Annotated in this window: 25 protein-coding genes; 5 read left to right on the top strand and 20 right to left on the bottom strand. The window is 73.0% G+C overall.

Annotated elements, in window-relative coordinates; all coding sequences use genetic code 11:
- Window positions 1–180: 180 nt before the first annotated feature.
- The 7 genes from trpM to hisI form a co-directional block, all read right to left on the bottom strand.
- Window positions 181–468 carry a tryptophan biosynthesis modulator TrpM gene (trpM, locus tag ACGFN2_RS26375; protein WP_393364534.1) on the bottom strand — a complete coding sequence of 96 codons (288 nt, stop codon included), beginning with the start codon at window positions 466–468 and terminating at the stop codon, window positions 181–183.
- Between the two features lie 22 nt (window positions 469–490).
- Window positions 491–1300 carry an indole-3-glycerol phosphate synthase TrpC gene (trpC, locus tag ACGFN2_RS26380; protein ID WP_127150377.1) on the bottom strand — a complete coding sequence of 270 codons (810 nt, stop codon included), beginning with the start codon at window positions 1298–1300 and terminating at the stop codon, window positions 491–493.
- A 175-nt stretch (window positions 1301–1475) separates the two neighbouring features.
- Window positions 1476–1916 (bottom strand): DUF2752 domain-containing protein, encoded by a 441-nt coding sequence (locus tag ACGFN2_RS26385; protein WP_362610282.1) that lies wholly within the window; start codon window positions 1914–1916, stop codon window positions 1476–1478.
- A 164-nt stretch (window positions 1917–2080) separates the two neighbouring features.
- Window positions 2081–2332, bottom strand: coding sequence for an HGxxPAAW family protein (locus tag ACGFN2_RS26390; RefSeq protein ID WP_362610280.1), 252 nt, complete (start codon window positions 2330–2332; stop codon window positions 2081–2083).
- 85 nt (window positions 2333–2417) lie between these two features.
- Window positions 2418–3083, bottom strand: coding sequence for a TIGR02234 family membrane protein (locus ACGFN2_RS26395; protein ID WP_362610279.1), 666 nt, complete (start codon window positions 3081–3083; stop codon window positions 2418–2420).
- 55 nt (window positions 3084–3138) lie between these two features.
- Window positions 3139–4683: an anthranilate synthase component I gene (locus ACGFN2_RS26400; RefSeq protein WP_393364538.1), complete on the bottom strand. Its 1545-nt coding sequence runs from the start codon at window positions 4681–4683 to the stop codon at window positions 3139–3141.
- Between the two features lie 11 nt (window positions 4684–4694).
- Window positions 4695–5084 carry a phosphoribosyl-AMP cyclohydrolase gene (gene hisI / locus ACGFN2_RS26405; RefSeq protein WP_362610274.1) on the bottom strand — a complete coding sequence of 130 codons (390 nt, stop codon included), beginning with the start codon at window positions 5082–5084 and terminating at the stop codon, window positions 4695–4697.
- A 33-nt stretch (window positions 5085–5117) separates the two neighbouring features.
- Here hisI and ACGFN2_RS26410 point away from each other — a divergent pair, with 33 nt between their 5' ends.
- Entirely contained in the window at window positions 5118–5258 is a 141-nt protein-coding gene (locus tag ACGFN2_RS26410; RefSeq protein WP_362610272.1) for a hypothetical protein, read from the top strand.
- 281 nt (window positions 5259–5539) lie between these two features.
- Here the strand turns inward: ACGFN2_RS26410 and ACGFN2_RS26415 are convergent, their stop codons facing one another.
- Window positions 5540–6172, bottom strand: a complete 633-nt coding sequence (locus ACGFN2_RS26415; RefSeq protein ID WP_393364542.1) for a TIGR03085 family metal-binding protein — start codon at window positions 6170–6172, stop codon at window positions 5540–5542.
- A gap of 91 nt (window positions 6173–6263) precedes the next feature.
- Window positions 6264–7160: a LysR family transcriptional regulator gene (locus ACGFN2_RS26420; protein ID WP_393364545.1), complete on the bottom strand. Its 897-nt coding sequence runs from the start codon at window positions 7158–7160 to the stop codon at window positions 6264–6266.
- A gap of 96 nt (window positions 7161–7256) precedes the next feature.
- On the opposite strand from ACGFN2_RS26420, the gene ACGFN2_RS26425 reads away from it, so the two are divergent.
- The 3 genes from ACGFN2_RS26425 to ACGFN2_RS26435 are packed head-to-tail and all read left to right on the top strand — an operon-like array spanning window position 7257 to window position 10674.
- A complete protein-coding gene (locus tag ACGFN2_RS26425; protein ID WP_393364548.1) occupies window positions 7257–7964 on the top strand; it encodes a succinate dehydrogenase in 708 nt (235 codons plus the stop codon).
- A gap of 2 nt (window positions 7965–7966) precedes the next feature.
- On the top strand, window positions 7967–9934 hold the full coding sequence (locus ACGFN2_RS26430; RefSeq protein ID WP_393364551.1) for a fumarate reductase/succinate dehydrogenase flavoprotein subunit: 1968 nt from the start codon (window positions 7967–7969) through the stop codon (window positions 9932–9934).
- The gene (locus ACGFN2_RS26435) at window positions 9931–10674 is read left to right on the top strand and encodes a succinate dehydrogenase/fumarate reductase iron-sulfur subunit (protein ID WP_362601650.1); all 744 of its coding nucleotides are present in this window, start codon (window positions 9931–9933) and stop codon (window positions 10672–10674) included. Before ACGFN2_RS26430 ends, ACGFN2_RS26435 begins: the two co-directional genes overlap by 4 nt.
- A gap of 1 nt (window position 10675) precedes the next feature.
- Here ACGFN2_RS26435 and ACGFN2_RS26440 read toward each other — a convergent pair whose 3' ends face one another.
- Genes ACGFN2_RS26440 through hisD form a run of 11 tightly spaced genes read right to left on the bottom strand, consistent with a single transcriptional unit; the run spans window position 10676 to window position 17601 of the window.
- Window positions 10676–11266: a nitrile hydratase subunit alpha gene (locus tag ACGFN2_RS26440; protein ID WP_393364554.1), complete on the bottom strand. Its 591-nt coding sequence runs from the start codon at window positions 11264–11266 to the stop codon at window positions 10676–10678.
- The gene (locus ACGFN2_RS26445; RefSeq protein WP_393364557.1) at window positions 11263–11547 is read right to left on the bottom strand and encodes an SH3-like domain-containing protein; all 285 of its coding nucleotides are present in this window, start codon (window positions 11545–11547) and stop codon (window positions 11263–11265) included. Before ACGFN2_RS26445 ends, ACGFN2_RS26440 begins: the two co-directional genes overlap by 4 nt.
- The gene (locus ACGFN2_RS26450; protein ID WP_362601642.1) at window positions 11540–11809 is read right to left on the bottom strand and encodes a hypothetical protein; all 270 of its coding nucleotides are present in this window, start codon (window positions 11807–11809) and stop codon (window positions 11540–11542) included. Before ACGFN2_RS26450 ends, ACGFN2_RS26445 begins: the two co-directional genes overlap by 8 nt.
- A gap of 23 nt (window positions 11810–11832) precedes the next feature.
- Window positions 11833–12597 (bottom strand): imidazole glycerol phosphate synthase subunit HisF, encoded by a 765-nt coding sequence (hisF, locus tag ACGFN2_RS26455; RefSeq protein WP_362601639.1) that lies wholly within the window; start codon window positions 12595–12597, stop codon window positions 11833–11835.
- Window positions 12594–13001: a Rid family hydrolase gene (locus ACGFN2_RS26460; protein WP_362601637.1), complete on the bottom strand. Its 408-nt coding sequence runs from the start codon at window positions 12999–13001 to the stop codon at window positions 12594–12596. The genes hisF and ACGFN2_RS26460 overlap by 4 nt, the downstream gene beginning before the upstream one ends.
- Window positions 13002–13022: 21 nt before the next feature.
- Window positions 13023–13745, bottom strand: a complete 723-nt coding sequence (priA, locus tag ACGFN2_RS26465) for a bifunctional 1-(5-phosphoribosyl)-5-((5-phosphoribosylamino)methylideneamino)imidazole-4-carboxamide isomerase/phosphoribosylanthranilate isomerase PriA (protein WP_362602075.1) — start codon at window positions 13743–13745, stop codon at window positions 13023–13025.
- Window positions 13746–13753: 8 nt separating this feature from the next.
- Entirely contained in the window at window positions 13754–14404 is a 651-nt protein-coding gene (gene hisH / locus ACGFN2_RS26470; protein WP_393364561.1) for an imidazole glycerol phosphate synthase subunit HisH, read from the bottom strand.
- Window positions 14401–14565, bottom strand: a complete 165-nt coding sequence (locus ACGFN2_RS26475) for a hypothetical protein (RefSeq protein WP_362601632.1) — start codon at window positions 14563–14565, stop codon at window positions 14401–14403. Before ACGFN2_RS26475 ends, hisH begins: the two co-directional genes overlap by 4 nt.
- Window positions 14562–15155, bottom strand: a complete 594-nt coding sequence (hisB, locus tag ACGFN2_RS26480; protein WP_362601629.1) for an imidazoleglycerol-phosphate dehydratase HisB — start codon at window positions 15153–15155, stop codon at window positions 14562–14564. The genes ACGFN2_RS26475 and hisB overlap by 4 nt, the downstream gene beginning before the upstream one ends.
- A complete protein-coding gene (locus ACGFN2_RS26485; protein WP_362602072.1) occupies window positions 15152–16270 on the bottom strand; it encodes a histidinol-phosphate transaminase in 1119 nt (372 codons plus the stop codon). Before ACGFN2_RS26485 ends, hisB begins: the two co-directional genes overlap by 4 nt.
- Before the next feature lie 8 nt (window positions 16271–16278).
- Window positions 16279–17601 carry a histidinol dehydrogenase gene (gene hisD, locus ACGFN2_RS26490; RefSeq protein WP_362601626.1) on the bottom strand — a complete coding sequence of 441 codons (1323 nt, stop codon included), beginning with the start codon at window positions 17599–17601 and terminating at the stop codon, window positions 16279–16281.
- A gap of 263 nt (window positions 17602–17864) precedes the next feature.
- Here hisD and ACGFN2_RS26495 point away from each other — a divergent pair, with 263 nt between their 5' ends.
- The gene (locus tag ACGFN2_RS26495; RefSeq protein WP_393364566.1) at window positions 17865–19466 is read left to right on the top strand and encodes an oxidoreductase; all 1602 of its coding nucleotides are present in this window, start codon (window positions 17865–17867) and stop codon (window positions 19464–19466) included.
- The last annotated feature ends 79 nt before the right edge of the window (window positions 19467–19545 follow it).

A 19545-nucleotide genomic window follows, 5' to 3' on the forward strand; every position in this document is an offset into this window, starting at 1 on the left:
CGGGCGCCGGCGGAGGCCCGGCCGGTGCCGTGGGGCCCGGCTTCGGCGCTCCCCCGCCCCCTCCCCCTCTCCCCCTTCGGGGGAGGGGGCGGGGGTGGGTTCGGGGGTGGGGGGGGTGAGCAGGCGGTCAGATGACCGCTGCCTCCCCCCATTTCCCGGCGCCCGTACGGGGTCGGCGCGTCAGCGCGCGGACCCCTGCCGCCATCGCCTGCCGTTGATCTGTCCCGGCTCGGAACCGATGTGATACCTGACCCGGCGCCCGTGGACCCGTCGTGCGGGTGCCCGGCAGCCCCGGTGCCACGGCGGCAGCGCACAGCGCTGCGGGGCGGAGCTGCGGCGCGGTGCGGACGGGACCCCGCGGACCGGCACCGGGCAGGGGACGCGGACGGCCGCCGCCCCGGCGCGCGCACCGGCCGGGCCCGGGTGCGGTACCCGGACCTGGCAGCGGAGGGCGGCGGTGGCGGTCATGTCGGTGGGTGCTCCCGGCCGCTCAGGACCGGCCGTGCCGGATCGCCGGGTGGGAACCCGCGGCGACCAGGTCGGAGACCGCGGTCTTGGGGTCCTTGCCGGTGACCAGGGACTCGCCGACCAGCACCGCGTCCGCGCCGTCGTTGGCGTAGGCGATCAGGTCGTGCGGTCCGCGCACACCGGACTCGGCGATCTTGACGATGTGGTCGGGGATCTCGGGGGCGACCCGGGCGAAGTTGCCGCGGTCGACCTCAAGGGTCTTCAGGTTGCGGGCGTTGACGCCGATGATCTTGGCGCCGGCGTCCACCGCGCGGGCGACCTCTTCCTCGTCGTGCACCTCGACCAGCGGCGTCAGTCCGATCGACTCGGCGCGCTCGATCAGCGAGACCAGCGCCTCCTGCTCCAGCGCGGAGACGATCAGCAGCGCGAGGTCGGCGCCGTAGGCACGGGCCTCCCACAGCTGGTAGGCGGTGACGATGAAGTCCTTGCGCAGGACGGGGATGTCGACCTTGGCGCGGACGGCCTCCAGGTCGGCCAGCGAACCGCCGAACTTGCGCTGCTCGGTGAGGACGGAGATGACGGCCGCGCCGCCCGCCTCGTAGTCGGCGGCCAGACCGGCCGGGTCGGCGATCGCGGCGAGCGCGCCCTTGGAGGGGCTGGAGCGCTTGACCTCGCAGATCACCGTGACGCTCTCGCCCTTGAGGGCGGCGACGCCGTCCTTCGCGGGGCGCGCCTTCTGGGCCCGTTCCTTCAGTTCGTCGAGGCCGACGCGCGCCTGCCGCTCTGCGAGGTCGGCGCGAACGCCGTCGATGATCTCGTCGAGCACACTCACGCGAGCGGCCTCCTTCGGGAGCGGTGGGCGGTGACCCGGACGAGTGGTTTCCTCCGGCACTCCGATGGTATCCGCCAAGGGGTGCGGGTCTCACATCCGGTGGACCGCGATCCCACGACCTGGACTTCTGCGGCTGCCGCGGGGCCGGTGGCAGTGGTTCCGTACCGCCGGCGGGTCATGGCGCGAGCCCGCTGCCGAAGGGGAGGTTGCGGACGAGGGTGAAGGCCAGCAGCAGGCCGCCCAGCGCCCACCAGTGGGCGGCCCGCGGACGGGGACCCGGGGTGCGGCGCCCCCGGACCGCGTTGGTCAGCCAGAGCGCCCAGAAGACCGCACAGACGGCGTACCCGGCCACCGCGAGGGCGTTGGCGCCCAGCGCCGCGAGGAGGTCGCCGTGTGCCACGGCGTGGGCGCTGCGCAGTCCGCCGCAGGCCGGGCAGTAGACGCCGGTGAGGTGCAGCAGCGGGCACACGGGGTAGTGGCCCGGCTCGTTGGGGTCGACGGCGCCGAGGACGGCGAAGGCGGCGGTGGCGGCGGCCAGGGTGCCCAGAGGGGCCGCGAGGCGGCGCGGCAGACCGCCATGCGGGGCGGCGTGCGGCCGGGCCGTGGGTGGGCTCACGTGCCGATTGTCCGGCCGGATGCGCGAAGGCGCAGCTTCTCGGCCGCCGTACGGAACGGTCACGGACGGCGGGTACGGCACCTCGGTGCGTACGGGCCGGGAAGCGGCGCCTTCGAGGGGTGCTGCGGGAGTGGCGCCGGGCCCCGGCGCCACGGGAGCGGGGCTCAGCCCTCCTGCGGCTGGGCCTGTGCCTGCGCCTGCGGGCGGGGCTTGGCCGAGCGCTTGGGCTCCGAGCCCAGACCGGCCATCCGCATCAGACCGCCCACGAGGGCACCGAGGCCGATCAGCGCCATGCCGGCCCAGAAGCCGGGCACGTTCGCCAGCACGATGAAGGCTCCGGCGACGCAGAAGCCGATGAACGAGATGATGACGCCGGTCCAGGCGGCGGGGGTGTGTCCGTGGCCACTGCTCGACATGAATGCTCCTCGATGCTCTGACCGCGCCGGGTCCGGGCGCGATGATCCTCGTCGGCCATTGTCACCGATGCCGGGCGGAGCACCGTTACCGGGTCGGGTCCTCACCGCGGTCCAGGGACTTCCAGATGTCCTCGGGGCGGTCCAGGTCCGGCGGGGCCGGAGTCCGCCGCGGGCCGCGGGCGCCGCCGGGCGTGCGCTCGTATTTGCCCGACATCGCAGGCCAGTGACGCCCGTACAGCAGCGCCAGCAGTCCGGCGACCAGCAGCAGCAGACCGCCGGCCGCGGCCACCCACGGCCATCCGGTGTGCGTGACGTGATGCACATCGGCGCCGGTCAGCCCGACCGCGGTGGCGGCCTTCTCGCGCAGCGCGGAGGTGTCGGAGTTGCCGAGCACGGCGGCGACGGTGATGCCCGCGCCGCTGAGCGTCAGCAGGGCGGCGACCGCGATCCGGCCGGCCCGGCGGACCGCGAAGACAGCGACCAGCGCGGCCAGGCCGACGACGGCCAGCGCGCCGGGCACTCCGGTCACGTCGGCGCCGGTCACCGTGCGCGGCAGCGCGCCCTGGGCCAGCACAGCGGAGCCCTGGGCCCAGGTGCGGCCGGAGGCCAGCAGCGCCAGGCCGGCGCCGGCCGCGCCGGTCAGCAGTGCCAGCGCGAGGCTGCGGTGCGCACGGCGCGCGGGCCGGGCCGGTACGGGCCCGGCATCGCCCGGCGGCACGGCGTCGGTGGGGGTCTGGGATGCGGCACTCACGCGTACCACTATCGCGCACCGGCCGCCGGGGGCCGGTGCGCGGGGGTGGTGCGGGCTACCTGCCCAGGCGGTTGGCGGTGTGCACGGCCCGCAGCACCGCGGCGGCCTTGTTGCGGCATTCCGTGTCCTCGGCCGCCGGGTCGGAGTCGGCGACCACTCCGGCGCCCGCCTGGACGTAGGCGGTGCCGTCGCGCAGCAGGGCGGTGCGGATCGCGATGGCGGTGTCGGAGTCGCCGGCGAAGTCGAGGTAGCCGACGCAGCCGCCGTAGAGGCCGCGCCGGGTCGGCTCCAGCTCCTCGATGATCTGCAGGGCGCGCGGCTTGGGGGCGCCGGAGAGGGTGCCGGCGGGGAAGCAGGCGGTGAGCACGTCGAAGGCGCTGCGGCCCGCGGCGACCTGCCCGGTGACCGTCGAGACGATGTGCATCACGTGGCTGTAGCGCTCGACGGACATGAAGTCGACGACCTCGACGCTGCCCGGTTCGCAGACCCGGCCCAGGTCGTTGCGGCCCAGGTCGACCAGCATCAGATGCTCGGCGCGCTCCTTGGGGTCGGCCATCAGCTCGTCCGCCAGGGCCTGGTCCTCCTGGACGGAGGCGCCGCGCGGGCGGGTGCCGGCGATGGGGTGGACCATGGCCCGGCCGTCCTCGACCTTCACCAGCGCCTCGGGGCTGGAGCCGACCACGTCGAAGGCGCCGTCGTCGCCGCCGTCGGGGCCCTCGAAGCGGAAGAGGTACATGTACGGGCTGGGGTTGGTGGCCCGCAGCACCCGGTAGACGTCCAACGCGCTCGCCGTGCAGGGGGTTTCGAAGCGCTGGGAGGGCACGACCTGGAAGGCCTCACCGGCCCGGATGCGCTCCTTGATGTCCTCGACGGCCTCCTGGTAGGCCACGCCGCCCCACTTGCCGGTGTACGGCGGGACCTCGGACGGCGGCAGTGCGGCGGTGCCGGCGGGCGCGGGCCGGGCGAGGTCGTCGGCCATGGTGTCCAGGCGGGCCACGGCGTCGGCGTAGGCCTCGTCGATACCGGTGTCGAGGTCGTTGTGGTTGATCGCGTTGGCGATCAGCAGGACCGTGCCGCTCCAGTGGTCGAGGACGGCGAGGTCGGAGGTGAGCAGCATGGTGAGTTCGGGCAGCCGGAGGTCGTCCTCGGTCCGCTCGCCGACCTTCTCCAGGCGGCGCACGATGTCGTAGCCGAGGTAGCCGACCATGCCGCCGGTGAACGGCGGGAGCCCCTCGCCCTCGATGAGGTCCCGGGGGGTGTGCAGGGCCTCGACGGTGGCGCGCAGGACGTCGAGCGGGTCGCCCTCGGTGGGCAGGCCGACGGGCGGGGTGCCGAGCCAGCGCGCCTGTCCGTCGCGGGTGGTGAGGGTGGCGGCGCTGCGGACGCCGATGAAGGAGTAGCGCGACCACGTGCGGCCGTTCTCGGCGGACTCCAGGAGGAAGGTGCCGGGGCGCTCGGCGGCCAGTTTGCGGTAGAGCCCGACGGGTGTGTCGCCGTCCGCGAGCAGGCGCCGGGTGACGGGGATGACCCGCCGGTCCTTGGCGAGGGTGCGGAAGGTGTCGAGGTCCGGAAGAGCGGTGCCGGTGGTTCCCGTGGTCATGGCAGCGGAGCCTACTGGTCCCGGTCGTCCTGGGTGGCCAGAACGTCCGCGTCGAAGCAGGTGCGGTCGCCGGTGTGGCAGGCCGCGCCGACCTGGTCGACCCGGACCAGGACGGTGTCGGCGTCGCAGTCCAGGGCCACCGACTTGACGTGCTGGACGTGGCCGGAGGTGTCGCCCTTGACCCAGTACTCCTGGCGGCTGCGGGACCAGTACGTGCAGCGGCCGGTGGTGAGGGTGCGGCGCAGCGCCTCGTCGTCCATCCAGCCGAGCATCAGCACCTCGCCGGTGTCGTACTGCTGGGCGATGGCCGGGACCAGGCCGTCGGCACCGCGCTTGAGGCGGGCGGCGATGGCGGGGTCGAGGGCGGGGGTGCTGTCCGTGGTGGTGGCGCGACTGCTCATGGTGTCCATTGTGCCGTGCGGCATCCTGCAGAGATGCATTCTCAGGAGCCGTCGCCGCCACCGCCGCCGGACCCGGACCGCGCCGCGCGGGTGGCGGCGCGGGTGCTGGGTGCGGTGTTCGCGGCGGCGGTGGTGGTGGCCGTGGTGGTCGCGGTGGTGGTGCTGCGCACGTAGGGCCTGTCGTCAAACTCCCGCCTGCCCCGCGGCGCCTGGCACGCACTCCCCCACGCCTGAAGGGCGCGGGGGGACCCCCATGCTGCGTTGTCGGGTTCACCCCGATACACCCAGCATCGGGGCGACCCTCCGCCTTGCGATCGCGCTCGGCATCCGGTGGCTCTTTGAGGAGCCGAGACGAAGCGAGCGCAGCGAGCGAAGTGCACCAGACACCGCGGGGCCGCCCTTCGGGCGAACGACGGGAGTTTGACGACAGGCCCTAGGCGGGCCGTGGCGCGGGCTCAGACGCCCAGCTTCGCCGCCCGCAGCCGCTCGATCGCTTCCTTGTCCCCGTCCAGCTCGACCTCGGCCACCTGCTGCCGGCCGAAGGCGAACATGGTCAGCTCGCCCGGCTCGCCGACGACGGTGACCACCGGGGTGCCGCGGTGCGCCACCGCCGTCCGCCCGTCCGGCCGCCGCAGCACCAGGCCCACCGGCGATTTCCGGCCCAGTACCCGGGCCATCCGCTCGATCCTGGCCCACAGGGCGTCCGCGAACACGGGGTCCAGCTCCCGCGCGGACCAGTCGGGCTGAGCGCGCCGGACGTCCTCGGCGTGGACGTAGAACTCGACGGTGTTGGAGGCCTCGTCGAGCTGCTTCAGCGCGAACGGCGACATCCGCGGCGGCCCGGTCCTGATCAGCCGGATCAGTTCTTCGTACGGCCGCCCGGCGAACTCCGCCTGCACCCGCTCCAGCCGGACGGCCAGCGGCTTGACGAGCAGCCCGCCGGCCGCGTCGGCGCGCCGCTCGCGCACCACCACGTGCGCGGCCAGGTCCCGCGCGTTCCAGTTCTCGCACAGCGTCGGCGCCTCGGGGCCGGCGCTCTCCAACAGGTCGGCGAGGAGGAGCCGTTCACGCTTCGCATGGGTCGACATGCGGCCAGCCTACGGCGGGCCCCGCACCCCTGCCACGGGACCGCGCCGCGCGCCCGCGCCGCCTTCCCCCGGCCGGGCGGGCCCGCCCGGCTCAGGACGGGCCCGGGTCCACGTGCTCCCTCAGGATGCGGGTCAGCTCCCGGGCGGCGCGCGGCGGGGAGACGTCGCCGCGGTGGGCGACGGAGACCACGCGGTGCATTCCGGGGGTCGAGAAGCGGGTGACGCGCAGGCCGGAGCGGGCGGCGACCATGCTGGGCACCACGGCGAGGCCCAGTCCGGCGCGGACGAAGCCGAGGACCGCGTCCATCTCGCCGCCCTCGACGGTGAAGACCGGTTCGAAGCCGGCCGCCCGGCAGGCCGCGGTGGTGAATTCCCGCAGGTCGTAGCCGCGGCGGAACATGGCCAGCGGCCGGTCGCGGAGGTCTTCCACCCGGATGCGGGTGCGGCGGCCGGCGGGGGCGGGGCGGTCGGGCGCGGAGACCACGACGAGTTCCTCGCGCAGCAGCTCGGTGGTGGCCAGGGCGGGGGCCTGGCCGGGGAGCGGGGTGATGATCAGGGCCAGGTCCAGGGCGCCGTCGGCGAGCGCCCTGACCAGGTCCTGTGAGCCGTCCTCGGTGACGAGCAGGTCCACGCCGGGGTAGCCGGCGTGGAAGGCGCGCAGGACGTCGGGGACGAGGCTGGCGCAGAGGCTGGGCGGGGCGCCGAGGCGGAGCCGGCCGCGGCGCAGCCGGGCGACCTCCTGGACCTCGCGGCGGGCGGTGTCGGCGTCGGCGAGGATGCGCCGGGCGAACGGCAGCAGAGCCTCCCCGGCGTCGGTGAGGGAGATGTGGCCGCGGGCCCGGTGGAACAGCTCGGCCCCCAACTCCCGCTCCAGGGAACGGATCTGCTGCGACAGGGAGGGCTGGGCGACATGCTCGCGGGCGGCGGCGCGGGTGAAGTGGCGGGTGTCGGCCACGGCGGTGAAGTACCGGAGCTGCTGGAGCTGCATGAGGGCCACGGTAGCGCCGTTGATAGGCAGTGGCTATGGAGATGAGCCGCAGCATGTCTTGGACTGATGAGCGGAGCGGTCCCTACGGTCGGGCCCATGGCACTGGACACCCGGACGGACCGACGGCCGTCCTTCGCGGGCCTGCTGTGGCGCTCGACCGTCGGCAAGAAGACCGTGATGGCCGTCAGCGGCCTGGTCATGCTGCTCTACCTGGTCGTCCACATGATCGGGAATCTGAAGATCTTCTTCGGTGCGGACGAGTTCAACGGCTACGCCCACTGGCTGCGGGTGGCCGGTGCGCCGTTCATGCACCACGAGTGGACGCTGTGGCTGGCCCGGGTAGTCCTAGTGGCCGCCGTCGTCGCGCACGCCACGTCCGCCTACCAGCTCAGCCGCCGCGACCTCCGGGCCCGGCCGCACCGCTACGCGCACCGGCGGGCCCGCACCGGCTACGCCACCCGCACCATGCGCTGGGGCGGGATCATCCTCGGCCTGTTCATCGTCTGGCACCTCCTCGACCTGACGACCGGCACCGTGCACACCGGCGGCTTCCAGTCCGGCCGTCCCTACCAGAACGTCGTCGACACCTTCTCGACCTGGTACGGCAACGTCATCTACCTCGTCGCGATGCTGGCGCTCGGCCTGCACATCCGGCACGGCTTCTGGAGCGCCGCACAGACCCTCGGTGTCGGCAGCCCGGCCCGTGAGCGCCTCCTCACAGCCCTCGCCCAGGTCCTCGCGCTGGCGCTGACCGCGGGCTTCGTCTCCGTACCCGTCGCCGTCATGACCGGAGTGGTGAGCTGAGCATGGCCCCCTGCCCGCAGTATCCCGACTACACCGCCTACACGACCGGGGAGCCGGTCGCGGACGCCAAGGCACCGGCCGGGCCGGTCGCCGGGCGCTGGGACACCCGGCGCTTCGAGGCGAAGCTCGTCAACCCCGCCAACCGCCGCAAGCACACCGTCATCGTGGTCGGCACCGGCCTCGCCGGCGGCTCGGCCGGCGCCACGCTCGCCGAACAGGGCTACCGCGTGGTGCAGTTCTGCTACCAGGACTCACCGCGGCGCGCGCACTCGATCGCCGCGCAGGGCGGCATCAACGCGGCGAAGAACTACCGCAACGACGGCGACTCCGTCCACCGGCTGTTCTACGACACCGTCAAGGGCGGTGACTTCCGGGCCCGCGAGTCCAACGTCCACCGGCTCGCACAGATCTCCGTCGAGATCATCGACCAGTGCGTGGCCCAGGGCGTGCCCTTCGCGCGGGAGTACGGCGGTCTGCTCGACACCCGCTCCTTCGGCGGTGTCCAGGTGTCCCGGACCTTCTACGCTCGCGGCCAGACGGGGCAGCAGCTGCTGCTCGGTGCCTACCAGGCGCTGTCGCGGCAGATCGCCGCGGGCCACGTCGAGCTGCACGCCCGGACCGAGATGCTCGACCTGATCGTGATCGACGGCCGGGCCCGCGGGATCGTCGCCCGCGATCTGGTCACCGGGCGGATCGACACCTACCTCGCGGACGCCGTGGTCCTCGCGTCCGGCGGCTACGGCAACGTCTTCCACCTCTCGACGAACGCCATGAACTCCAACGCCACCGCCGTGTGGCGGGCGCACCGGCGCGGCGCCTACTTCGCCAACCCCTGCTTCACCCAGATCCACCCCACCTGCATCCCGCGCACCGGCGACCACCAGTCGAAGCTGACGCTGATGAGCGAGTCGCTGCGCAACGACGGCCGGATCTGGGTGCCGAAGGCCCGGGGCGACGACCGGCCGCCCGCCGAGATCCCCGAGGACGAGCGCGACTACTACCTGGAGCGCGGCTACCCGTCGTTCGGCAACCTCGTGCCGCGGGACATCGCCTCCCGCGCCGCGAAGAACGTCTGCGACGAGGGCCGCGGCGTCGGCCCCGGCGGGCAGGGCGTCTACCTCGACTTCGCGGACGCCGTCCGGCGTCTGGGCCGGGCGGCGGTCGAGGAGAAGTACGGCAACCTCTTCGACATGTACGCGCGGATCACCGCGGAGGACCCGTACGAGGTGCCGATGCGGATCTACCCCGCGGTGCACTACACGATGGGCGGGCTGTGGGTCGACTACGACCTGCAGACCACCGTCCCGGGCCTGTTCGCGGTCGGTGAGGCCAACTTCTCCGACCACGGGGCGAACCGGCTCGGCGCGTCCGCGCTGATGCAGGGGCTGGCCGACGGCTACTTCGTGCTGCCCGCCACCCTCAACGACTACCTGGCGCGCCACCCGCGGCACGACGAGGTCCCCGACGACCACCCGGCCCTCGCGGCGGCCGTGCGGGAGACCGAGGACCGGCTCGCGCGGCTGCTCGCCGTCGGCGGGGACCGTACGCCCGACTCCTTCCACCGCGAACTCGGCGGACTGCTGTGGGAGTTCTGCGGCATGGCCCGCACCGAGGAGGGCCTGCGCAAGGCCCTCGACCGGATACCGCAGATCCGTGCGGAGTTCTGGCGGCGGCTCAAGGTGCCGGGCACCGGCGAGGAGTTCAACCAGTCCCTGGAGCGGGCCAACCGCCTCGTGGACTACCTGGAGCTCGCCGAGCTGATGTGCCTGGACGCCCTGCACCGTGCCGAGTCCTGCGGCGGCCACTTCCGCACCGAGTCGCAGACCCCGGACGGCGAGGCGGCGCGGCAGGACGGGGCGTTCTCGTACGCCGCCGCCTGGGAGTTCACCGGGACCGGCGAGGCGCCCGTCCTCCACAAGGAAGACCTGGTCTTCGAGTACGTCCACCCCACCCAGCGGAGCTACGCATGAGGCTCACCCTGCGCGTCTGGCGCCAGCAGAACGCCGACGCCGACGGCGCCCTGTCCACCTACGAGGTCGACGGCATCTCGCCGGACATGTCGTTCCTGGAGATGCTCGACACCCTCAACGAGGAGCTGACCCTCGGCGGCGACGACCCGGTCGCCTTCGACCACGACTGCCGCGAGGGCATCTGCGGCGCCTGCTCGCTCGTCATCAACGGGGCGGCGCACGGCCCGGACCGCACCACGACCTGTCAGCTGCACATGCGGTCCTTCCGGGACGGCGACACCATCGACATCGAGCCGTGGCGCGCCGCGGCGTTCCCGGTCGTCAAGGACCTGGTCGTGGACCGCTCCGCCTTCGACCGGATCATCCAGGCGGGCGGCTATGTCACCGTGCCGACGGGGGCGGCGCCGGAGGCCCATGCGACGCCGGTGCCGAAGGCGGCCGCCGACGCCGCGTTCGAGCACGCCGAGTGCATCGGCTGCGGCGCCTGTGTGGCGGCCTGCCCGAACGGCGCCGCGATGCTGTTCACCTCCGCCAAGGTGAACCACCTCAATGTGCTGCCGCAGGGCGCGCCGGAGCGGGAGACCCGGGTGCTGGACATGGTGGCGCGGATGGACGAGGAGGGCTTCGGCGGCTGCACCCTCGCCGGTGAGTGCGCCACCGCCTGCCCCAAGGGCATCCCGCTGTTCAGCATCACGGCGATGAACCGCGAGTTCCTGCGGGCGGCGCGGAAGCGGAGCTGAGTCAGACCGCGGCGGTCCCGATGAGCCCCTCCCGGGTGACCAGCGCGGCCAGCTCCGGCTCGCTGTGCCCCTCGGTGCCCGCGGGCCGCCGCGGCAGGACCATGTAGCGGCTCTCCGCGCTGGAGTCCCACACGGTGATCGCGGTGTCGTCCGGCAGCTGAAGCCCGAACTCGGCCAGGACGGCGCGGGGTTCGCGCACCACCCGGGAGCGGTAGGCCTCGCTCTTGTACCAGGACGGCGACGGCCCCAGCAGCCCGACCGGGTAGCAGGAGCACAGCGTGCACACGAGGACGTGGTGGGTGGTGGCGGTGTTCTCGACGACCCGGAGCCGCTGCTCCTGGATACCGCCCGCCATCGACAGCCCCACCTCGGGCAGCGCCGCGTTCGCGTCGGCCAGCAGCCGCTCCCGGAACCCCGGGTCGGTCCAGGCCCGCGCCACGATGCGGGCCCCGTTGACCGGCGAGGCGCCCTTCAGCATCGCGGCCAGCGCCGTGTCCAGCTGCGCCTCGGTGACCACCCCGCCCTCGACCAGCCGGGCCTCCAGCCGTCTGACCCGCGCCGCCACCGGTGCGCTCGTGTGCTCGCCGCTCATGCCCCGTCCTCCCGTACCCGCTCGATGTACGACTCCCAGAGGTCGACCGTGACCTCGTGACCGCCCTCGCCCCACAGGTCGCCCGCGGCGAAGGCCACGGTGTAGACGGGCTCGACCCGCGGCGCGGCGACGCCCGCCGCGCACTCGTCGGCGAGCGGCCAGCGCCCCTGGCACTCGACGATCCGCCCCACCTGTCCGCGCACGTACCGCGGCACCCGGGTGTGCCCCGCCGGGTCGACGGCGCGCACCCGCACCCGCTCCCCCGCCCGGAACTCAGCCATCGCCGAGCAGCCCCCGCTCGGCGAGCAGCGTCTCGATCGCGTACAGCCAGCGCTCGTAGTACGACGCCGCCAGATACTCCTGCGGGGCCATCCGCTCGACGGCGTCGCGGAACTCGTCGAGGCGGTAGACCCCGTTCCGCACCAGCACGGAGTTCAGCGCGAACACCCGCGCCTCCCAGTCCGCGTGGAACGGCGGTTCGTCCGCCTCGATCTCCAGCGCCCCGAACCCGGCCTGGCCACCCACGTCGTTGACACGGCTCATGGCGGAAGCCTAGATCATTGCGGTCAGCGCACGGGGTGTCCCGCACCTCGCAGGGCGTCCTTGACCTGGGAGATGCGCAGGTCGCCGAAGTGGAAGACGGAGGCGGCCAGGACCGCGTCGGCGCCGGCGGCCACGGCCGGGGCGAAGTCGTCGAGCCGGCCGGCGCCGCCGGAGGCGATCACCGGGATACGGACGTGCTGACGGACCGCCTCGATCATCTCGACGTCGTAGCCGTCCTTGGTGCCGTCGGCGTCCATGGAGTTGAGCAGGATCTCGCCGGCGCCCAGCTCGGCGGCGCGGTGGGCCCATTCGACGGCGTCGATGCCGGTGCCGCGGCGGCCGCCGTGGGTGGTGACCTCGTAGCCGGACGGCGTCCCCGCGTCGGTGCGGCGGGCGTCGACCGAGAGGACCAGGACCTGGCTGCCGAAGCGTTCGGCGATCTCGCGGATCACGTCGGGGCGGGCGATGGCGGCGGTGTTGACCCCGACCTTGTCGGCGCCGGCCCGCAGCAGCTTGTCGACGTCCTCGGGGGTGCGGACGCCACCGCCGACCGTCAGCGGGATGAAGACCTGCTCGGCGGTGCGGCGGACCACGTCGTAGGTGGTCTCGCGGTTGCCGGAGGAGGCGGTGATGTCGAGGAAGGTCAGCTCGTCGGCGCCCTCGTCCCCGTAGATCTTCGCCATCTCGACCGGGTCGCCGGCGTCCCGCAGGTTCTGGAAGTTGACGCCCTTGACGACCCGGCCGTTGTCGACGTCCAGGCAAGGGATGACTCGGACCGCCAGGGTCATGTCGGTTCAGGCCTCTCTGACAGTTCTCGGAAAGCTTCCAGCTCTACTTCGACCAGGACGCGGGAGTCGGCGAAGCCGGAGACCACGACCAGGGTCGAGGCGGGCGGCGCGGCGGCGAACAGCTCCCGGTGGGCGCGGCCGGCCGCGTCCACGTCGCGTAGATGGGTGAGGTACAAACGGGTGCGGAGGACCGCTTCGGCGCCGAGGCCGAACGGCGTGAGGGCCTCCAGCGCGTTGGAGAGGGCGGTCCTGGTCTGCACATAGGGGTCGCCCTCCCCCTGGAGGACGCCGTCGACCAGGGGCATCGTGCCGGCGACCAGGACCCGGTCGCCGGCCGCCACGGCGCGTGCGAAGCCGATCTTCTCTTCCCAGGAACCGCCGGTCCGTACGCGCTCGATGGTCATCACGCCGCCTTTCGTTCGCCGTTACGACACTGCTGCCAGCGCCTCTTCGAGGGTGAAGGCCTTCGCATAGAGCGCCTTGCCGACGATCGCGCCCTCCACACCTTCGGGCACCAGGGTGGCGAGTGCCCGCAGGTCGTCGAGCGAGGAGACACCGCCGGAGGCGACGACCGGGCGGTCGGTGGCGGCGCAGACGTTGCGCAGCAGCTCCAGGTTGGGGCCCTGGAGGGTGCCGTCCTTGTTGATGTCGGTGACGACGTAGCGGGCGCAGCCCTCGGCGTCGAGGCGGGCCAGCGTCTCGTAGAGGTCGCCGCCGTCACGGGTCCAGCCGCGGCCGCGCAGCGTGGTGCCGCGGACGTCCAGACCCACCGCGATCTTGTCACCGTGCTCGGCGATGACCTTGGCGACCCACTCGGGGGTCTCCAGGGCGGCGGTGCCGAGGTTGACCCGGCGGCAGCCGGTGGCGAGGGCGGCGGCGAGCGAGGCGTCGTCGCGGATGCCGCCGGACAGCTCCACCTTGATGTCCATGGAGCGGGCGACCTCGGCGATCTGCGCGCGGTTGTCGCCGGTGCCGAAGGCGGCGTCGAGGTCGACGAGGTGGAGCCACTCGGCGCCGGACCGCTGCCAGGCGAGGGCCGCCTCCAGCGGGTCGCCGTAGGAGGTCTCGGAGCCGGACTCGCCGTGGACGAGGCGGACGGCCTGGCCGTCGCGGACGTCGACGGCGGGGAGGAGTTCGAGCTTCGGCATCAGGGGGCTCACAGGGTGTTGATCCAGTTGGTCAGGAGCTGGGCGCCGGCGTCGCCGGACTTCTCGGGGTGGAACTGGGTGGCCCACAGCGGGCCGTTCTCGACGGCGGCCACGAAGGGCTCGCCGTGCGTGGCCCAGGTGACCCTGGGCGCGGCGATGTGCGGGTTGGTGCTCTCCAGCTCCCAGTCGTGCACCGCGTAGGAGTGCACGAAGTAGTAGCGGGCGTCGGCGGGCAGACCGGCGAAGAGCTGCGAGCCCTCGGCGGCGTCGACGGTGTTCCAGCCCATGTGCGGGACGATGTCGGCCTTGAGCGGGCCGACCGTGCCGGGCCACTCGTCCAGGCCCTCGGTCTCCACGCCGTGCTCGATGCCGCGGCCGAAGAGGATCTGCATACCGACGCAGATGCCCATGACGGGGCGGCCGCCGGCCAGCCGGCGGCCGACGAGCCAGTCACCGCGGGCCTCCTTCAGCCCGGCCATGCAGGCGGCGAACGCGCCGACGCCGGGGACCAGCAGCCCCTCGGCGTTCATCGCCCGGTCGTAGTCCCGGGTGATCTCCACGTCGGCGCCGACGTGCGCCAGGGCGCGCTCGGCGGAGCGGACGTTGCCGAAGCCGTAGTCGAAGACGACGACCTTCTTACGGGGTGCCGAGGCGGTCAATTCCACACCCCCAGCCGCAGGACGCCGGCGGCCAGGCACATCGCCGAGCCGATGGACAGCAGCACGATCAGGCTCTTGGGCAGCTCCTGCTTCCAGAAGGAGTAGACGCCGCCGAGGAGGAAGAGCCCGACCAGGATGAAGACGGTCGACAGGCCGCTCACAGGGCTCCCTTGGTGGAGGGGATGATCCCGGCCGCGCGCGGGTCGCGCTCGCTGGCGTACCGCAGGGCGCGGGCCAGCGCCTTGAACTGGCACTCCACGATGTGGTGGGCGTTGCGGCCGTACGGGACGTGGATGTGCAGCGCGATCTGTGCCTGGGCGACGAAGGACTCGAAGATGTGCCGGGTCATCGTCGTGTCGTAGGAGCCGATCATCGGCGCCATGTTCTCCGGCTCGGTGTGCACCAGGTAGGGGCGGCCGGAGAGGTCGACGGTCACCTGGGCGAGCGACTCGTCCAGCGGGACGGTGCAGTTGCCGAAGCGGTAGATCCCGGACTTGTCGCCGAGGGCCTGCTTGAAGGCGGCGCCCAGGGCGAGGGCGGTGTCCTCGATGGTGTGGTGGGTGTCGATGTGCAGATCGCCGTCGGTCTTGACCTTGAGGTCGAACAGACCGTGCCGGCCGAGCTGGTCGAGCATGTGGTCGTAGAAGCCGACCCCGGTCGAGACCTGCACGTCCCCCGTGCCGTCGAGATCGATCTCGACGAGTACGGACGTCTCCTTCGTCGTGCGCTCCACGCGTCCTACGCGGGTCATCGCTTGCTCTCCTTCAGTACTGCGCGAACCGCGTCGAGGAACGCGTCGTTCTCGGCCGGGGTGCCGGCGGTGACCCGCAGCCAGCCCGGTACGCCGTTGTCACGGACCAGGACGCCGTGGTCGAGGATCGCCTGCCAGGTGGCGTGCGCGTCCTCGAAGAGGCCGAACTGCACGAAGTTGGCGTCGGAGTCGACGACCTGGCAGCCGGCCGCCCGCAGCTCGGTGACCAGGCGGTCCCGCTCGGTCTTGAGCTGCTCGACGTACTTCAGGAGCGTGTCGGTGTGCTCCAGTGCGGCCAGCGCGGTGGCCTGGGTGACGGACGAGAGGTGGTACGGGAGCCGGACCAGCTGGACGGCGTCGACCACGGCGGGGTCGGCGGCCAGGTAGCCCAGCCGCAGTCCGGCGGCGCCGAACGCCTTGGACATCGTCCGGGAGACCACCAGGTTCGGCCGGCCCTCGATCAGCGGCAGCAGCGAGGGCCGGTGGCTGAACTCGCCGTAGGCCTCGTCGACCACCACCAGGGCCCCGGCGCCGTCGGCGCGGGCCGCCTGCGCGGCGTCGTACAGCGCCAGCACCGTCGCCGCCTCGACGGCGGTGCCGGTGGGGTTGTTCGGCGAGCAGACGAAGACGACGTCGGGCCGCTGCTCGGCGATGGTCGCGACGGCCGCCGCGACGTCGATGGTGAAGTCGGCGTTGCGCGGGCCGGAGATCCAGCCGGTGCCCGTGCCGCGGGAGATCAGCCCGTGCATCGAGTACGACGGCTCGAAGCCGAGGGCGGTGCGGCCGGGGCCGGCGAAGGTCTGCAGCAGCTGCTGGAGGACCTCGTTGGAGCCGTTGGCGGCCCACACCTGGTCCTTGGCGACCGTGTGGCCGGCGGTGCGGGTGAGGTAGCGGGCCAGCTCGGTGCGCAGCTCGACCGCGTCCCGGTCGGGGTAGCGGTTGAGCTCCCTGGCGGCCTCGGTCACCCGCTCGGCGATCCGCCGGACCAGCGGCTCGGGCAGCGGGTAGGGGTTCTCGTTGGTGTTCAACCGCACCGGGACGTCCAGCTGCGGCGCGCCGTAGGGGGACTTGCCGCGCAGCTCGTCCCGGATGGGGAGGTCGTCGATACGGGTCACGTGCCTGCTCACTTGCTCTGCGGGACCTTCCAGTCGAACCTGGCCTTGAGCGCGGCGCCGTGGGCCGGGAGGTCCTCGGCCTCGGCGAGGGTCACCACATGGTGGGCGACCTCGGCCAGCGCGTCGCGCGAGTAGTCCACGACATGGATGCCGCGCAGGAAGGACTGCACGGACAGGCCGGAGGAGTGGCAGGCGCAGCCGCCGGTGGGCAGCACGTGGTTGGACCCGGCGCAGTAGTCGCCGAGGGAGACCGGGGCGTACGGGCCGACGAAGATGGCGCCGGCGTTGCGGACCCGGGCGGCGACGGCGGTGGCGTCGGCGGTCTGGATCTCCAGGTGCTCGGCGCCGTAGGCGTCGACGACCCTCAGGCCCTCGTCGATGCCGTCGACGAGGACGACGGCGGACTGCCGTCCGGCCAGCGCCTCGGTGATCCGCTCGATGTGCTTGGTGGCCGCGACCTGCTCCTTGAGCGCGTCCTCGACGGCGTCGGCGAGCTCGGCGGAGTCGGTAACCAGGACGGCGGCGGCGAGGGTGTCGTGCTCGGCCTGGCTGATCAGGTCGGCGGCGACGTGCCCGGGGTCGGCGGTGGCGTCCGCGAGCACCGCGATCTCGGTCGGGCCGGCCTCGGCGTCGATGCCGATCCGGCCCTTGAGCAGGCGCTTGGCGGAGGCGACGAAGATGTTGCCGGGGCCCGTGACGAGGTTGACCGGCAGGCACTCGTCGGTGCCGTAGGCGAACATCGCGATGGCCTGGGCGCCGCCGGCCGCGTAGACCTCGTCGACGCCGAGCAGGGCGCAGGCGGCGAGGATGGTCGGGTGCGGCCGGCCGCCGAACTCCTTCTGCGGCGGGGAGGTCACGGCGATGCCCTCGACACCGGCCTCCTGCGCCGGGACGACGTTCATGACCACCGAGGACGGGTAGACCGCGAGGCCGCCGGGGACGTAGAGCCCCACCCGCTCGACCGGCACCCAGCGTTCGGTGACCGTGCCGCCGGGGACGACCTTGGTGGTGACGTCCGTGCGGCGCTGTTCGCGGTGGACGATCCGGGCGCGCCGGATGGACTCCTCCAGGGCGGCGCGGACGGCCGGGTCCAGTTCCGCGAGCGCGCTCTGCAGCGCCTCGGCGGGCACCCGTACCCGCTCGATCTCGACACCGTCGAACCGCCGCGCGTACTCGATCAGCGCCGCGGTGCCCCGATGGCGCACGTCCTCGCAGATGGGCCGCACCTTCTCCAGGGCGGCTTCCACGTCGAACTCGGCACGGGGCAGCAGGTCGCGCAGGGCGCCGCCCTCGGGAAGGGCGTCACCGCGCAGATCGATTCGGGAGATCACGCCCCCAGTGTCTCAGACCCGCTCCGGCGGCCGAGCGGCCGTATCACTCAGTGATACACAGCGGAGCACACCCCGGACGCACCGTGACCCGGCCGTTCGAAGTTGACCGGAGTTGGCCCTGACCGCGCGTGTTCAAGCAGTCACGGGGCGGGCAAGGGCCACACGACGGCGTACGGGGAGACCTGCGGGACGCGGCACGACCACCGCCAACCATGCGTCCGGACAGGTCGCGACACACCACGGGAGAGCAAGGGGGACCCACAGTGACCGAACCCGCGGACGGCGACGCGCCCGCCGAGCTGCAGCTGACCTCCGCGGAATGGAGCATGTGGCAGGCCTTCCGCAACGGCAGCACCTGCGATCTGCACACCGGCGACCCGGCCAGGGACGATCCGCACGGACAGCACCTGTGGGGCCCGGAGCGCCGGGTGCGGGCCCGGGTGGTGGCGCTGCTGCTGCTCGACGGGCCGCCCCCGCAGCCGGGCCGGGTGTCCGCGCTCAAGCTCACCGGTGCGTACATCACGGACACTCTCGACGTTGCGGGCGGTGCGATCAAGCCATTCGTGGAGCTGCGGGACTGCCGCTTCGAGGCCGAGGTGGTGCTCCCGGAGAGCCGGTTCACCACCCTGCGGCTGGTGAACTGTGCGATACCCCGGGTGGAGGCGGCCCGGCTGCAGACCGAGGGCGACCTCCACCTGCCCCGCTGTGTGGTGCAGTCCGGTATCCGGCTCACCGACGCCCACATCGGCACGGACCTGATGCTCAACCAGACCGTGGTGCACAAGGACCGGCAGGGCCGGTCGATCATGGCGGACGGGCTGACCGTCACCCAGGACCTCCAGGCCGAGATGCTGGAGTCCTACGGGGAGCTGTCGCTGCGCGGCGCCACCATCGGCGTGTCGCTGAGCCTGCGCGGCAGCCGGCTGAGCAACCCCTTCGGCCGCCGGGCACTGAACGCCCCGCAGCTGACCGTCGAGCGCACCTTCTACCTGACCGCCGCCGGGCTGCCCAACTCCCCCTTCTCCAGCGGCGCCACTCCCCCGTACGGCACCACCTACACCCCCGCGCGCGGCACCCGCGTGCAGCGCTTCGAGTGCGAGGGCGGGATGCGGCTGGACGACGGGCGGTTCGGCGACGCGGTCGACTTCGAGCACGCCCGGTTCATCATGGAGTCCGACCAGGAGCTGTCGCTGCGCCGCATCCAGACGCCCGAGCTGCGGTTCCTCGGTGAGCGCCCGCAGCGCGGCCGGGTGATCCTCTCCGGCGCCCGGGTGGTCAACCTCGTCGACAAGTCGGCCAGCTGGCCGGGCCTGGGCGGGCTGTGGATGGCCGGCTTCGCCTACGAGACGCTGATCCCGCGCGGCCACTTCCCGCTCTCGCTGCGGCTCCAGTGGGTGGCCGCGGCGACCCCCGAGTACGCGCCCGAGCCGTACGAGATGCTCGCCACCTCGCTGCGCACCACCGGTGAGGACGCCGACGCCCGCGAGGTGCTGCTGGCCAAGCAGCGGCGGCGGCGCGAGACGCTGCCCCTGGCGGCGAAGGCCTGGGGCTTCCTCCAGGACTGGACGGTGGCCTACGGCTACCGCCCCGGCCGGGCCGCGGTGTGGATGGCCATCCTGTGGGCGATCGGCACGATCTACTTCTCGATGGCCCCGCCACCACCCCTCAAAGCGGGCGAGGCACCGCCCTGGAATCCGTACCTCTACGCCCTCGACCTCCTGCTGCCGGTGATAGACCTCAACCAGAGCGCCGCCTGGAAACCCGACGGCGGCGCCCAGTGGGCCGCCGCCGTACTCATCCTGGCCGGCTGGGTACTCGCCACAACGGTCGCCGCCGGTGCGTCCCGGCTACTGCGACGGCAATAGCCTGCTCACTGCGACCACCGAGCCGCACCCGGCCACCGACATGCACCCCCACCGGCCTCACAACCACCCACCACGGGAG

It is taken from the genome of Streptomyces sp. NPDC048612 (assembly GCF_043199295.1).
Taxonomy (GTDB): domain Bacteria; phylum Actinomycetota; class Actinomycetes; order Streptomycetales; family Streptomycetaceae; genus Streptomyces.